Origin of the sequence: Nocardioides luteus (assembly GCF_014648595.1) — a bacterium.
GTDB classification, from domain to species: Bacteria; Actinomycetota; Actinomycetes; order Propionibacteriales; family Nocardioidaceae; genus Nocardioides; species Nocardioides luteus.
In genome coordinates this window covers 1-14,712 of sequence record NZ_BMRK01000008.1, presented here as the reverse complement: position 1 = coordinate 14,712, position 14,712 = coordinate 1, and the positions used below count along the sequence as shown (strand labels likewise).

The 14,712-nt window shown below is 70.2% G+C and carries 12 protein-coding genes; 5 read left to right on the top strand and 7 right to left on the bottom strand.

The window, feature by feature from the left end:
• Positions 1 to 91 precede the first annotated feature (91 nt).
• The 3 genes from IEY81_RS11530 to IEY81_RS11520 all read right to left on the bottom strand — a co-directional run bounded on the left by IEY81_RS11530 (position 92) and on the right by IEY81_RS11520 (position 3,062).
• Positions 92 to 1,231 (bottom strand): S1C family serine protease, encoded by a 1,140-nt coding sequence (locus IEY81_RS11530; protein ID WP_189118638.1) that lies wholly within the window; start codon positions 1,229 to 1,231, stop codon positions 92 to 94.
• 231 nt (positions 1,232 to 1,462) lie between these two features.
• On the bottom strand, positions 1,463 to 2,368 hold the full coding sequence (locus tag IEY81_RS11525; RefSeq protein WP_189118637.1) for a TIGR03621 family F420-dependent LLM class oxidoreductase: 906 nt from the start codon (positions 2,366 to 2,368) through the stop codon (positions 1,463 to 1,465).
• 88 nt (positions 2,369 to 2,456) lie between these two features.
• Entirely contained in the window at positions 2,457 to 3,062 is a 606-nt protein-coding gene (locus IEY81_RS11520; protein ID WP_229787745.1) for a MarR family winged helix-turn-helix transcriptional regulator, read from the bottom strand.
• 70 nt (positions 3,063 to 3,132) lie between these two features.
• Between IEY81_RS11520 and IEY81_RS11515 the strand changes: the two genes are divergently transcribed.
• The gene (locus IEY81_RS11515; RefSeq protein WP_189118636.1) at positions 3,133 to 4,383 is read left to right on the top strand and encodes an MFS transporter; all 1,251 of its coding nucleotides are present in this window, start codon (positions 3,133 to 3,135) and stop codon (positions 4,381 to 4,383) included.
• Here IEY81_RS11515 and IEY81_RS11510 read toward each other — a convergent pair.
• The 4 genes from IEY81_RS11510 to IEY81_RS11495 form a co-directional block, all read right to left on the bottom strand.
• Positions 4,380 to 4,997, bottom strand: coding sequence for an HAD family hydrolase (locus IEY81_RS11510; RefSeq protein WP_189118635.1), 618 nt, complete (start codon positions 4,995 to 4,997; stop codon positions 4,380 to 4,382). The genes IEY81_RS11515 and IEY81_RS11510 overlap by 4 nt on opposite strands.
• Positions 4,998 to 5,104: 107 nt before the next feature.
• On the bottom strand, positions 5,105 to 6,391 hold the full coding sequence (locus tag IEY81_RS11505; RefSeq protein ID WP_229787741.1) for a citrate synthase: 1,287 nt from the start codon (positions 6,389 to 6,391) through the stop codon (positions 5,105 to 5,107).
• Between the two features lie 87 nt (positions 6,392 to 6,478).
• Entirely contained in the window at positions 6,479 to 6,670 is a 192-nt protein-coding gene (locus IEY81_RS11500) for a hypothetical protein (RefSeq protein ID WP_189118633.1), read from the bottom strand.
• A 107-nt stretch (positions 6,671 to 6,777) separates the two neighbouring features.
• Positions 6,778 to 7,776 carry an alpha/beta hydrolase gene (locus IEY81_RS11495; protein WP_189118632.1) on the bottom strand — a complete coding sequence of 333 codons (999 nt, stop codon included), beginning with the start codon at positions 7,774 to 7,776 and terminating at the stop codon, positions 6,778 to 6,780.
• A gap of 113 nt (positions 7,777 to 7,889) precedes the next feature.
• Between IEY81_RS11495 and hrpA the strand changes: the two genes are divergently transcribed.
• From hrpA to IEY81_RS11475, 4 genes are all read left to right on the top strand, one after another.
• Positions 7,890 to 11,786, top strand: a complete 3,897-nt coding sequence (gene hrpA / locus IEY81_RS11490; RefSeq protein WP_229787739.1) for an ATP-dependent RNA helicase HrpA — start codon at positions 7,890 to 7,892, stop codon at positions 11,784 to 11,786.
• A gap of 112 nt (positions 11,787 to 11,898) precedes the next feature.
• Positions 11,899 to 12,495, top strand: coding sequence for a hypothetical protein (locus tag IEY81_RS11485; protein WP_229787737.1), 597 nt, complete (start codon positions 11,899 to 11,901; stop codon positions 12,493 to 12,495).
• A 226-nt stretch (positions 12,496 to 12,721) separates the two neighbouring features.
• The gene (locus IEY81_RS11480; RefSeq protein WP_189118630.1) at positions 12,722 to 13,132 is read left to right on the top strand and encodes a type II toxin-antitoxin system PemK/MazF family toxin; all 411 of its coding nucleotides are present in this window, start codon (positions 12,722 to 12,724) and stop codon (positions 13,130 to 13,132) included.
• Between the two features lie 164 nt (positions 13,133 to 13,296).
• On the top strand, positions 13,297 to 14,625 hold the full coding sequence (locus IEY81_RS11475) for an ABC transporter substrate-binding protein (RefSeq protein WP_189118629.1): 1,329 nt from the start codon (positions 13,297 to 13,299) through the stop codon (positions 14,623 to 14,625).
• Positions 14,626 to 14,712: the final 87 nt, after the last annotated feature.

The following is a 14,712-nucleotide window of genomic DNA, read 5'->3' as shown; positions in this document are numbered from 1 at the left end:
GCCTCGCACCCGGGGGCGGGGTACGAGACGCTCGGAGATGGCACCCCGCGGGCACGGGGACCCTGCGGGTCCCAGCGTCATAGCGGGGAGATCAGGAGGCGTCGGAGTCCAGCGTGACCTTGGCGGTCTGCTCCTTGCCGTCGCGGGACCAGGTCACCTCGACCTCGTCGCTGGGGCGGTAGGAGCGGACGGTCGCCACGAGGGAGTCTGACCCGGTGATGATGTGGTCGTCGACCTTGGTGATGACGTCACCCTTCTCGATCCCGGCCTTCTCGGCGGTGCTGCCGCCACCGACCTCCTGCACGAGCGCGCCGGTGACCGAGGTCTGGCCGTTCTGCGCCTCGGGGGCGTCGGAGACCGAGATGCCGAACTGGGCGTGAGTGGCCTTCTCGCCCTTCTCGAGCTGCTCCACGATCGGGCGGATCTCGTCGATCGGGATCGCGAAGCCGATGCCGATCGAGCCGGCACCCTGACCGTTGGCGCCCTCGCTCGGTTTGATGGAGGCGTTGATGCCGACCAGGTTGCCGTTGAGGTCGACCAGTGCGCCGCCGGAGTTGCCCGGGTTGATCGCCGCGTCCGTCTGCACAGCCGGGTAGACGGTGGCCGCGCCGCTCTGGTCGACGCCGACGTTGACCGGTCGGTCGAGCGCGCTCACGATGCCGGTGGTCACCGTGGAGTCGAGCCCGAACGGCGAGCCGATCGCCACCACGCCCTGACCGACGCTGAGGTTGCTCGACTTGCCCATCGTGATCGGGGTCAGGCCGGAGACACCCTTCGCCTTGATGACGGCGGTGTCGGTGAGCGGGTCGGTGCCGAGGACCTCGGCGGAGGCCGAGGTGCCGTCGTTGAAGTCGACCGTCACGTTGCCGCCGTTGGCGGCGAGCTCGACCACATGGTTGTTGGTGAGGATCGTGCCGTCCGAGGAGATGATGACGCCGGATCCGGAGCCGGAGCCCTGAGCCGCGGAGACCTCGATCTTCACCACCGAGGGGAGCACCTTGGCGGAGACCTTCTCGATGCTGCCCTCGGGGGCCTTGGTGTCGACGACCTGGGAGGTGGCCGGGGTGTTCGCACCACCCGAGGCGCCGTCACCGGCGAGGGCGTCGTAGACCGCGGCACCGCCGATGCCCGCCGTGCCCCCTGCGACCAGGGCTCCGGCGAGGACTGCGGCGACGAGGCCCGCGCGACGCGCGCCGGGCTTCTTGGCGGAGGGGCCCGGCACGGCGGTCATGACGGAGGTCTGCGCCGGCGGAGGTGCGAACGGGCCGGCCGGTGCTTGGGCCGGTGCCTGGGCCGGTGCCTGGGTCGTGGGAGGCGGGGGCGTGGGACCGGCGGGGGCAGGCGGAGTCCACTCCGGCGGGGTCCCACTCGGCTGCTGAGGAGGGAGTTCGGTCATGTCTTCGAGTGTGACCAGGGTCCCTGTGAACCGGCTGAGACGGGGCTATGCGGACCCGAAAAGTGCTCAGCTGCCGGCGAGGACGTCCACCACCGGGGCGAACGCCTCCATGAGCTCGTCGCCGACCAGGACGTACGAGACGCCGAGCCGCTCCCGGCGCTCGCGGAGCTGGTCGGCCATCTCCTCGGGCGAGCCGCTGACGATGCCGACCGCGCCGCGGGCGGCGAGGGCGGCGGTGTCGATGCGACCCGCCAGGTAGCGCGGGACCGTCTCGCCGACCGCCATCAGGTTCATGTTGAGCTCGACCGAGGTGCCGTCGGGGCGGTCGGCGGAGCGGACGTGGTCGACGGCTGCGCGCACCACGGACTCCTCGGCGTCGAACGGCACCCCGAGAGCGGCGATGTCGGCGTGCTCACCGGCGATCCGCAGCATCCGCGGGCCGCCGCCGGCGACGAGGAGCGGCACCTGCTGGGGCGGGGTCCCGTAGGGCAGGACCGACGCCTCGGCGGCACGGTGGTGCGGGCCGTCGACGGTCACCGTCTCCCCGGCGAGGAGCCGCTTGATCAGGCCGATCGACTCCACGAGCCGGTCGACGCGTACGCCGGGGCGGTCGAAGCCGAGCCCCAGCATCGCGTTCTTCCGCTCGGAGCCGGGACGGCCGGCGCCCAGGCCGAGCTCGAACCGGCCGTCGGAGAGCACGGCGAGCGTGGCCGCCTCCTTGGCGACCTGGACGGGGTGGCGGACGTCGTTCGCGAGGACGTAGGTCCCCACTCGCAGGGTCGTGGTCACGGCAGCGGCGGCGGCCAGGGCCGGGAAGACGGCATGGCCGAAGGAGACGTTGTCGGGCATGACGAGGGTGTCGTACCCCTCGCTCTCGACACGTCGGGCGAGATCGCTCCAGGCGGCGCCCGGGGGAGCCTGCCCGGCGACGACGCCGAAGCGGAAGGGTCGGGTCTCAGGCGTGGTGGTCATGCCTCGATGCTGGCCCCGACGCGCTTCGAGCGGATCCGACGACCGGCGTCGGCGGCGTACGCAGATCTGCGCAGCCGGGCTCTGATCGCTAGTCGCCCTCGAGCCCCAGGGTCACCTGCTTGAGCAGCGTGGCCAGCTCGGTGCGACGCTCCGGGCTCAACGTCTCCAAGAGCCGGGTCTCGGTCTCGCCGCGCAGATCCATCGCCCGCCGCCAGATCTCGATGCCGGCCCCGGTCGCCTCGACGCTGATCTTGCGACGGTCCTCCACCGAGGCCGTACGCCGCACCCACCCGGCGCGCTCCATGCTGTCGAGCCGACCGGTCATCCCCGCCGGGCTGATCCCGAGGTCCTTCGCGAGCGCGGTGGGAGAGGCGTGACCGGGGGTGTCACGGATCATCAGCGAGTGGAGCGTCTTGTACTCGAAATCGGCGAGCCCGACCTCGCGCGCGGCGGCAGCGCGGGCGTCGTCGAAGAACTTCGCGATGGTGCCGATCCGGACCGTGATCGCCTCGATCTCGTCGTCGAAGTCGATGTCGATCCAGTGGTCGCGCCAGCGAGCGACGTGACGGTCGGCTCGATCTTCGGGGAGCGTCTCGGGCGTGAGGACCACGCTCTCCGGGCCGCTGCCGATGGTGATGCCGGGCTGGATCGGCCCGGCGGTGGACGAGCCGGGGGAGTGACGCATCTCGGGCATGACCCGATTCTAACCTTCGCTGGTTGATAATTCGTTGGCTAATAGTTCGTCAGCGAAGTACATTCCTCGCATGCCCACCATCGAAGGCCCGTCCGGGCGTCGTACGCCGCTGAGGCACCCCAGTTTCCGCCGCCTCGTCACCGGCACGGCCTCCTCCTCGCTCGGCAACGCGATCACCCCGGTCGCGCTCGCCTTCGCGGTGCTGGACCTCGGCGGCACGGCGACCCAGCTCGGTCTCGTCGAGGCGGTGTTCGCGGCCTGCCAGGTGGTGACCACCCTGGCCGGGGGAGTGCTCGGCGACCGGGTCTCGCGCAAGCTGATGATGGAAGGCACCGCTGCGATCAGCGCCGTGGTGATCGGCTCGCTGGCGGCGACGGTGATCCTGGGGGTCGCGACGATCCCCTCGATCGCGGTGATGGGTGGTCTCGCCGGCGTCGTCGCAGCGCTCAACCAGCCCTCGGCGATGGCGATGACGAAGATCGTCGTGCCGGAGGAGGACCTCGGCGCGGCGATCTCGCTGCGGTCGCTGCTGCAGACGACCGCCTCGACGGTCGGCTACGCCCTCGGCGGTGTGCTGGTCGCAGCGGTCGGCTCCGGGTGGGCGATCACGGTCGACGCGGTGACCTTCGCCATCGCCGCCGTCGCCTACTCCGGGATGCAGGTCACCCACGATCGCGGACCGCGCAAGGCGTCGATGCTCACCGAGCTCGGCGAGGGCTTCCGCGAGGTGATGCGCCACGCCTGGCTGTGGTTCCTCATCCTGCAGGCGCTGCTCTACCACCTGTTCTGGTCGGGGGCCCACAGCGTGCTCGGTCCGATCGTCGTCGGCGAGGGCATCGGCCGGGAGTCATGGGGCTTCGCGCTCGCAGCGCTGATGGCCGGCTTCATCGTCGGCGGCCTCTTCTGCCTGCGGTTCCGGCCGCGTCGGCTGCTCGGGGTCGGGGTGTTCTTCCTGGCGATGACCGGGCTCTTCCCGGTCTCGATGGCCCTCTCCGAGACGCTGTGGCCCATCCTGCTCGGCGCCTTCCTGCACGGCTTCGGGCTGCAGGTCTTCGACGTCTTCTGGCAGATCGCCATCCAGCAGGAGATCCCCGAGAAGAAGCTCTCCCGCGTCTACGCCTTCGACATCGTGGGATCGTTCGTCGCCCGCCCCGTCGGGCTCGCGCTGGTCGGCCCGGTGGCGGTCGCGGTCGGCTTCGACACCTGGCTGCTCGTGGTCGCGGCGGTGATCTCCGGCACCGCGCTGATGTCGATCTCCTTCGCGGGCGTGCGCAGGCTCGAGCGCGCGCCCGAGCGGGTGGCGGTGGAGGAGGCCGCCTAGAGCGCCGCGACCGGCAGGCCGAGGGCGACCAGGTCGCTGCGGAGCTGCTCGGCTCCGGTGAACTGGATCGCCTGCATGCCGAGCCCCGCGGCAGCGTCCACGTTGACCGGGCTGTCGTCGATGAAGACGAGCCTCTCCAGCGGGATCCCGGCGCGCTCGCCGACGAGCTGGTAGATCGCCGGGTCGGGCTTGGCCAGCCGGACCTCGCCGGAGACGACGACGTCGCGGAGCAGGCCGATCACGTCGTAGGTCGAGCTGGCATGGGGATAGAGCTCGGCCGACCAGTTGGTCAGCCCGACCTGCGGGAACCCGGCTGCGGCGAGCTCGCGGACCAGCTCATGGGTGCCGGGGACCGGCCCCAGCATGGAGAGCGGGAAGTTGTCGACGTACGCCGCTCCGGCGCTGAGCCACTGCGGTGCGTCGCCCTCGAGAGCGGTCAGGGCCTGGGCCCAGGTGCGGCCGGCGTCCTGGAGGTGGTTCCACGACCCGAAGTCGTAGGAGCTCAGGAAGGCGCGGGCGTCGGCGTCACCGACGCCCGCAGCGATCGCCGGGAGCGGGTCCCACTTGATCAATACATTCCCGAAGTCCCAGACGACCCCACTCACGCCGCCCATCACGCACGCTCGCGGCGTTGTCGTCGGTCAACGGCCAACACCGGGCCGCTTCCCTCCTCCGCCTTGCGATCGCACGCGCTGGACGACGTGAGTCGAGACATGATGGTTCAGGCCCAGCGAACGTCGCGCGGGACGAAGGTGAGGCCACGCTCACCGGTGTAGATCTGCTTCGGACGAGCGATCTTCTGCTCCTTGTCCTGGACGAGCTCCAGCCACTGGGAGAGCCAGCCCGGCGTACGCCCGATGGCGAACAGCACGGTGAACATCTCCGGCGGGAACTCCAGGGCCTCGTAGATGAGGCCGGAGTAGAAGTCGACGTTCGGGTAGAGCTTGCGCGAGACGAAGTATTCGTCCTCGAGGGCGATCTTCTCGAGCTCCATCGCGATGTTGAGCAGCGGGTTGGTGCCCGTGACCTCGAAGACGTTGAGCGCCTGCTGCTTGATGATCGTCGCGCGCGGGTCGTAGTTCTTGTAGACCCGGTGACCGAAGCCCATCAGCCGCTCGTTGCCGGCCTTGACGCCCTCGATGAAGGCGGGGATGTTCTCCACCTTGCCGATGCGGCGCAGCATCCGGAGCACGGCCTCGTTGGCGCCGCCGTGGAGCGGTCCGAAGAGGGCGCCGACGCCGGCAGCCACCGACGAGTAGGGGTCGACCTGGGTCGAGCCCACGCTGCGCACGGCGTTGGCCGAGGCGTTCTGCTCGTGGTCGGCGTGCAGGATGAAGAGCGTGTCGAGCGCCTTGACGATGCGCTCGTCCGGGGCGTACTTCGACTCGCTCATCTTGAAGAGCATCGAGAGGAAGTTGCCGGTGTAGGACAGGTCGTTGTCCGGGTAGACGTACGGCTTGCCCTGCGCGTGGCGGAACGCCCAGGCGCCCAGCGTCGGCATCTTGGCGATCAGCCGGATGATCTGCAGGCGGCGGTTGTCGGGGTCGGAGATGTTGGCGGCGTCGGGGTAGAACGTCGACATCGCACCGACGGAGGCCATCAGCATGCCCATGGGGTGGGCGTCATAGCGGAAGCCCTGCATGAACTCCTTGATGTTCTCGTGCACGAACGTGTGGAAGGTGATCTCGTGCACCCACGCGTCGTACTCCTCCTTGGTCGGCAGCGCGCCGTGGACCAGGAGGTAGGACACCTCGAGGAAGCTCGACTTCTCGGCGAGCTGCTCGATCGGATATCCGCGATATTCGAGCACGCCCTTGTCGCCGTCGATATAGGTGACGGAAGATCGGCAGGAAGCGGTGTTCACAAAGCCCGGGTCATAGACAGCCAGGCCGGGGCCCTCTTCACTGGTGGCCGGGTCAGCGGCCTTGATCTTCCCCAGGTCGGCGGCGCGGATGGTGCCGTCGGTGATCGGGATGTCGTACTCCACCCCGGTGCGGTTGTCACGCACAGTTAGAGATTCGGTCACGGTCAGCAACGGTAACCCTCTTGAAATCCCCTACGTAACTCGGCGTCCCACCAATTGGTTGATTTCGACTCAACCTCGGAACCGGTTGCGAGCCGGTTTGGTGTCGCCGGCCGGCTCGTCGTCGCCGAACCGGGTCAGGGCGTCGCGAAGCCGATGGAGGTCGAGAACGGTCTGCACCGACCGCTCGTGGTGAGGGTCGTCCTCTCCGCGGAGCGCGCGCAGCGCGTCCTGGACATCGTTCTCGCTCGGCTCCCCGGTCATGGGCACATAATCTAGGTTGTCGGTACAAGTCCTCCTAGCGCGACGCTCACAACCCGGATCACTCGGCGGATCAATCGGCGGATCAATCGGCAGCTCAGCCGCCCGGATCAGTCGCCGAGCGCCCGGCGGACGAACTCGTCGCGGGTCGCGATCGACGCCCGCGAGACGGCGGCATGGCCGGCCATCGAGTCGAACCCGTGGAACCCGCCGCCCCACATGTGGAAGTCGACGCTCACGCCCGCCTCCGAGAGCCGTCGGGCGTAGGTGATGATCTCGTCGCGGAACGTCTCCGCGGAGCCGGTGTCGATGTAGGTGCGGGGCAGGCCGGTGAGGTCCTCGGCGCGGGCCGGGGCTGCGTACGGGGTGACGTCGGGGCCGCCGCGCCGGTCGCCGAGCAGCGCGGTCCAGCCGAACAGGTTGGCGTTGCGGTCCCAGAAGCCGACGCCGTCGAGCATGCGGCTGCTGGCGGTCTCGAACCGGTCGTCGAGCATCGGGCAGATGAGGATCTGGTGGCTCAGCTTCGGGAAGGTGCGGTCACGGGCGAGCAGGGCGGTGCCGGCCGCCAGCCCGCCGCCGGCGCTGGTGCCGGCGATCATCAGGTGCTCGGGGTCGATGCCGAGCTCGGCGGCGTTCTTCGCGGTCCAGACCAGGCCGGCGTAGACGTCCTCGACGGGCGCCGGGTCGGGATTCTCCGGGGCCAGCCGGTATTCGACCGAGATGACCACGGCGCTGCCGTCGGCGACGTACGGAAGGAAGGTCTCGACCCCGAACCGGCGGTGGCCGAGCACCATGCCGCCGCCGTGGGCGTAGTAGATCGCCGGGCGCGGCGGGCCGTCGAGCGCGGGACTGAGGATCAGCAGGGTGACGTCGGGTGCGCCCTCGGGGCCGGGCACCTCACGCTCCTCGACCCGCACCGCCCCGCCCGCGGTCAGGTCCACCGGCAGCACGTCGGGCGGGCCGTCGATGATCAGCCGGCGCTTCTCGTCGAGGGTCTCGGTGGAGAGCGGCAGGTTGGTCTCCAGCGCGGCCTCGAGGACCGGGACGAGCTCTGGGTCGAACGGCGGCCGGGGCGGGGTGTCGCGGTAGACGGGGGTGGGGTCGGTCATGAGCCAAGTCCTTCGGCGAGCGTGGGGGCTGGTGGGTCCAGCCCGCCCCTGATGATGCCGGAGAGAAACCGATGTGCGGTCATGGGGTACGCCGGGGGAGAATGGGTCACCTCATGTCCGAATCCGACCAGCCCGCCGTCACCTCCGTCGCGATCACCTATCCCGCCGAGCTCCCGGTCTCCCAGCGCCGCGATGACATCGCCGCGGCCATCCGTGACCACCAGGTCGTGATCGTCGCCGGTGAGACCGGGTCGGGTAAGACGACGCAGCTGCCCAAGATCTGCCTGGAGCTGGGCCGCGGGACCGACGGGATCATCGGTCACACCCAGCCGCGCCGGATCGCCGCGCGGTCGGTGGCCGAGCGGATCGCCTCCGAGCTCGGCACCGAGCTCGGCGACCTGGTCGGCTACCAGGTGCGGTTCATGGACAAGTCGTCCAAGGCCTCGCGGATCAAGCTGATGACCGACGGCATCCTGCTCGCCGAGCTCCAGCGCGACCGTGACCTGCGCCGTTACGACACGATCATCATCGACGAGGCCCACGAGCGCTCGCTCAACATCGACTTCCTGCTGGGCTACCTGCGCCGGCTCCTGCCGCGCCGCCCCGATCTCAAGGTGATCATCACCTCGGCGACGATCGACCCCGAGCGGTTCGCCGCCCACTTCTCCGACGCGCGGACCGGGGAGCCGGCGCCGATCATCGAGGTCTCCGGGCGCACCTACCCCGTCGAGGTCCGCTACCGGCCGCTGATGGAGCTCTCCGAGGAGGACGAAGAGGGCGAGGTCGTCGTCCGCGACCAGACCGAGGCGATCGTCGACGCGGTCAAGGAGCTTTCGGCCGAGGGGCCCGGCGACGTACTGGTCTTCCTGCCGGGGGAGCGGGAGATCCGGGACGCGGCGGACGCCTTGAACGACGCGCTGGGCGTGAACCGTGGCCGTCAGTCGACAGGTCTGGTCGAGATCGTCCCGCTCTTCTCGCGCCTCTCGGCCGCCGACCAGCACCGCGTCTTCTCGCCCCACACCGGCCGCCGGATCGTGCTCGCGACCAACGTCGCCGAGACCTCGCTGACGGTCCCCGGAATCAAGTACGTCGTCGACACCGGCGTCGCCCGGATCTCGCGCTACTCCGCCCGCACCAAGGTGCAGCGGCTGCCCATCGAGCCGATCTCGCAGGCCTCCGCGAACCAGCGGTCGGGACGTACGGGCCGGGTCGAGGCCGGCATCGCGATCCGGCTCTACTCCGAGGAGGACTTCGAGGGGCGCCCGGAGTTCACCGACCCCGAGATCCTGCGCACCAACCTGGCGAGCGTCATCCTGCAGATGGCCTCGCTCGGGCTGGGCGACATCGCCCGGTTCCCGTTCGTGGAGGCGCCGGACCGGCGCAACATCACGGCTGGCGTACAGCTCCTCGAGGAGCTCGGCGCGATGCGCGGCCAGCGGCTGACCAAGCTGGGAAGACGGCTGGCCAGGCTGCCGATCGACCCGCGGTTGGCGCGGATGGTGCTGGAGGCCGAGCGGCTCGGCTGCGTACGCGACGTCATCGTGGTCGCTGCCGCGCTCTCGCTCCAGGACCCCCGCGAGCGTCCCGGTCAGGACCATCCCAAGGAGCAGGCGCAGGCCGACCAGCTGCACGCGCGGTTCAAGGACGAGACCTCCGACTTCCTCACCTGGCTCAACCTGTGGCGCTATCTGAAGGCACAGCAGCGCGAGCTCTCCTCCAGCGCGTTCCGGCGGCTGTGCAAGCGGGAGTTCCTCCACTACGTACGCGTGCGGGAGTGGCAGGACCTGGAGTCGCAGCTGCGGCAGGTGTGCCGGGAGATGAAGATCGACCTCGGCAAGGCTCCGGTGGTCGAGCCTGTCGAGCCTGTCGAGACCGTGGAGGGCTCCGGCGGAGCCGCGTACGACGCCGACGGCATCCACCAGGCGCTGCTCTCCGGGCTGCTCTCCCACATCGGGGCCCTGGAGGAGCGCGACTCCAAGGCCGACGCCGCCCGGGCGCGGGAGAAGCGGCGACCCGGGCCTCGGGAGTACCAGGGCGCTCGCGGGGCGAAGTTCGCGATCTTCCCCGGCTCGGCGCTCCACCGGAAGAACCCGCAGTTCGTGATGTCGGCCGAGCTGGTGGAGACCTCCCGGCTCTGGGCCCGGCAGAACGCCTCGATCAAGCCGGAGTGGGCCGAGCGACTCGGTCGTGACCTGGTCAAGCGCACCTACTCCGAGCCGCACTGGTCTCAGAAGCGCGCCTCGGTGATGGCCCGGGAGAAGGTGACCCTCTACGGCGTGCCGCTGGTGGCCGACCGGCCGGTCGCCTTCGGCAAGATCGATCCCGAGCTCTCCCGCGAGCTCTTCATCCGGCATGCGCTGGTCTACGGCGAGTGGCGTACGAACCACCGGTTCCTCCGCGACAACGCCAAGCTTCTCGAGGAGGCCGAGGAGCTCGAGCACCGCGCCCGGCGGCGCGACATCGTGGTCGACGAGCACGCGCTGTTCGACTTCTACGACCGCCGCCTCCCGGCGTCCATCGTCTCGGGAGCCCACTTCGACCAGTGGTGGAAGCAGGCCCGGCGCGAGACGCCCGACCTGCTCACCTTCGAGCTCTCGATGCTCACCAACGAGGCCGCCGACGAGGTCACCGAGGACGACTTCCCCGCCGAGTGGGCGCTGCAGAACCCCGGCGGCGGGCCGCTCACGTTCTCGCTGAGCTACCAGTTCGAGCCGGGCGCCGCCGACGACGGGCTTACGATCGACGTACCCGTCGCCACGCTCAACCGCGTCGGGGCCGACGACTTCTCCTGGCTCGTGCCGGGGCTGCGCGAGGAGCTGGTGACGGCGCTGATCCGCTCGCTGCCCAAACCGCTGCGGGTCAGCTTCGTGCCGGCGCCCGACAAGGCGCGGGCGTTCCTGAAGGAGACGCCGCCGGGGGAGGAGCCGCTGCTCGACGCGCTGGAGCGTTGGGCGCGCTCGACCGCCGGGGTCCACATCCCGCGCGAGGCGTGGGACTGGTCCAAGGTGCCCGAGCACCTGCGCCCGACCTACCGGGTCGTCGGCGAGGACGGCAGCGAGGCGGCCCGTGGCAAGGACCTGGACGCGCTCAAGGCGCCGCTCGAGGGTGAGTTCGAGGCCGCGATCGCCGAGGTCGCCGCCTCGGCCGGTCACACCCGCACCGGCGAGACATCCTGGGTCTTCGGGACGATCGAGACCACGGTGACCGAGAAGCGCGCCGGCCACGAGGTCACCGTCTTCCCGTGCCTCTCCGACGAGGGCTCGACGGTCGGGCTCGTCGTCGCCGGCTCCGCAGAGGAAGCCGAGGCGCGCCATCGTCTCGGCGTCGTGCGGCTGCTCCTCCTGGCGCTGCCCGACGTCACCAAGCAGGTCGTCGACGGGCTCTCCACGATGGAGAAGCTCGCGCTCGCCGGGTCGCCCTACCCGAGCGCCGCCGAGCTCGTCGAGGACTGTCGCGCCGCCGTCGTCCGCCAGCTGGTCGACGCCCGTCCGCTGCCGCGGACCGAGGAGGCGTACGCCGCACTGCTGGCCGCAGCCGGCAAGCCGGCCGACCTGGTCGCCGCCGTCCGTGCGGTGCTCGCCGACGTGATGCGGGCCCTGGAGGCCTATCGCGAGACCGACAAGGCGCTCTCCGGGCGGGCCGACATGTTCCAGCTCCCCGCGCTGACCGACATGAAGGAGCAGCTGGCCCGGCTGGTGCACCGCGGCTTCGTCGCCGAGGCCGGCACCCAGCAGATCCGGCGCTACCCGACCTACCTGAAGGCCATCGTCGAGCGCCGCCGCAAGCTCGACACCGACCTGCGCGGCGACCGCACCACTTACGACCGCATCGCATCGCTCCAGGAGGCCTACCTCCACCAGATCGAGGCGCTGCCCGAGGGGCGCCCGCCCGGGCCCCGTCTGCGGCAGGTGCGGTGGATGCTCGAGGAGTACCGCGTCCAGCTCTGGGCCCAGCAGCTCGGCACCGCCGAGAAGGTCTCCGACGCGCGGATCCGCAAGCTGCTCGGGTAGCGCCGCGACGCATGTAACACGTCGTTCGTAGGACTGTTCGCCCTATTGGAACGACCGGATAGTCCTACGAACGACGTGTTACACGTGGGTGGCGGCCGCTAGGCTCGGTTCGATGCCCAGAGAGTTCCACTCGCCGATGCGTCCCGGGGACGGGTTCTTCGACTCCCTCCTCGGGGGTGACGACCCTGCCCTGGTGCAGGAGGCGGCGGACATGGCGGCGACGGCGCTGGTCCGCGGTGCGCGCGACAGCGAGGACCCGGCGGTGGCCGAGCGGATCCTCCACCTGGCCGAGTCGGAGGGCATCGAGACGATCGCCGAGGTCTGGTCGAGCTCGCCGGCGGAGTCGCTGGCCGGCTGTCTGTGGCGGCTCTTCCTGCTGCGCAGCTGGGTCTACGCGGACCCGGTGGGTGCTGCGCGCGAGTTCGACGCCGGCCGGGCGAAGGCCCAGGTCGCCCACGTGGTGGCCGGGGTCGCCGACCCTCCGGGCCCGGAGGAGCTCAAGTCGATGGTCGACGAGGTGCTGCGCGGGATCGCCGGGAGCGACTTCGCCGTGGTGCTGCTCCGCGCCGCCGCCTTCTCCCGCGTCATCGCCGCCGGACGGGCGGCTCTGGACCCGCACGCAGCCGCCAAGGACGTACGCAACATGCTGCAGCTCTCCGAGCAGCTCGAGGCCGCGGGACATGCCGAGCTGGAGCACCGTCTCAGCTGAGGTGGGATAACCTCCTGCTCGCTCTGACGAGACTGTTGGTTGAGACTGTTGGTGGCGCCGCTACACTGGTCGCCGAGCACGTCGGGCTGCGGCAGCCCCGGGTCCCAACTTCAGCCGCTACGAGCGGCCTTGCGCCGTGAGGCGCTCCCGGTCCGGCGTGTTCATCTCATTTCTCGATGTCCCTCGGCCGGGTGGCCAAGATGTTCGCCACCGACAAGGAGCCGATGTGACCGACACCCAGCCCGCCCCGCGCAAGAGCGCCATCTCCTACGAGCCCGACATCGGCGACGGTGACGCCGATCCGGGTGAGGTCGTGTGGGGCTGGGTCCCCTACGAGGACGACGAGACCCAGGGCAAGGACCGACCCGTCCTGGTGATCGGCCGCAAGGGCGGCCTGCTGCTCTGCCTGATGCTGACCAGCAAGGACCACGACCGCGACGAGGCCCAGGAGGCCCGCTACGGCCGCCACTGGATGGACGTCGGCACCGGCGGCTGGGACCGCCAGGGCCGGCCCTCCGAGGTGCGCCTGGACCGGCTCATCCGGATGGACCCCAAGGACGTACGCCGTGAGGGTGATGCGCTGGCGCGGGAGATCTTCGACGATGTGATCAAGGCCGCACGCGATCACCTCGCCTGACGGGTCCTGAAGGGTCTTCCGGGGCGCGGTTCTCAGGAAGCGTCCAGGTACGTACCGTAAAGTGAATCGCTGGTAAACCGGGTCTGTGGAAGCATCACAGACCCGGTCCTGGTGTTGAGATGGAGGAAATGGTGCGGCGCACGCGGCTGGCAACGGCGCTTCTGGTGGCGGTTCTCTCGGCGTCCCTCGCCGCATGTGGCGGTGAGCCGGCTTCGAAGCCGTCGCCGACCGCAGCGACGAAGCCGCCGGCGAAGGTGAAGCTCGTCTTCGGGGTCTCCGGTCACAAGGCGCTGGTCGACACCTACAAGCAGCTCGCGGCCGAATACACCCAGCAGGTCCCCAACGTCACCGTCGAGGTGAAGTCCTGGCCCACCGCCGACCAGCTCACCGCGGCGATCACCGGCGGAGAGAAGGTCGACGTGGTGCTCACTCCGCGCGCCGACGTCGTCAAGTTCGCCGAGGACAAGAACATCCAGCCCGTCGACACCCTGCTGGAGGCGCGCAACGTCGACTTCGGCGACAAGTACTCCCGCGAGGCGATGGAGGACTTCTCCGTCGACCGGCGCCTGGAGTGCATGCCCTACTCGGTCTCGCCGCAGGTGGTCTACGTCAACACCGGGCTCATCGACTTCGAGGCGATGAAGGAGGAGGGCCTGCCCACGCCCAGCGTCCGGGCCGACGGCTCCCTGCGCAACTGGAACCTCGAGCAGTTCGGCGCCGCGATGACCCACGCCACCGAGCAGCGCAAGGGCCTCCGGGGCACCTACGTCGAGCCGAACCTCACCGCCCTGATGCCCTGGCTCGCCGGCGCGGGCGCGACCCTCTTCGACGACCCGCTGGAGCCGACGACGACCGCGCTCGGCGAGTCCTCCAGCGCGTACGAGGACCTCGTCGAGGTCTTCTCCCAGCCCAACGTGCTGGCCACCTCGAAGGAGCTCCACGGCCGCACCCCGTTCCAGGCCTTCAAGCAGGGCCGGCTCGTCGCGCTGGCCGGCGACCGCTCGCTGGTCTCCGAGCTTCGGGCGACCGACGGGATGCAGTGGGATGTGATGCCGATGCCGGGCGGCAACGGCACCACCGGCGACTACGCCGGCCTCTGCATGGGCGCCGAGGCGACCGACGCCGACACCGCCGCCGACTTCCTGACCTACCTCATCTCGACCGAGTCGGTCGTCAAGATGGTCCGCACCGGCCACTTCGTGCCCGTCAACTCCGAGGTCGGCTACGCCCCGGTCTTCACCCAGCCTCAGCGCAACCCCCGCAACGCCCGCATCTTCACCGACACCGTCCGTGACATGCAGGTTCTCCCCGAGGTCACCCAGCTCGCCCAGCTCCAGAAGGTCGCCGCCGCCCCCGTACGCGGCTCGCTCACCGTCTCCGAGCCCGACCAGGTCGAGGACTACGCGACCCAGATCGACGAGCTCTCCAAGACCGTCTTCCCCCAGCCCACCCCCACCGGCTCCCCGACCCCCACCACCTCGCCCAGCTCCTGACGCGCGAGGCGTCACCCCGGTCGGTCGAGGCGTCAGCCCGGTCGGTCGAGGCGTCAGTGCGGTCGGTCGAGGCGTCAGTGCGGTCGG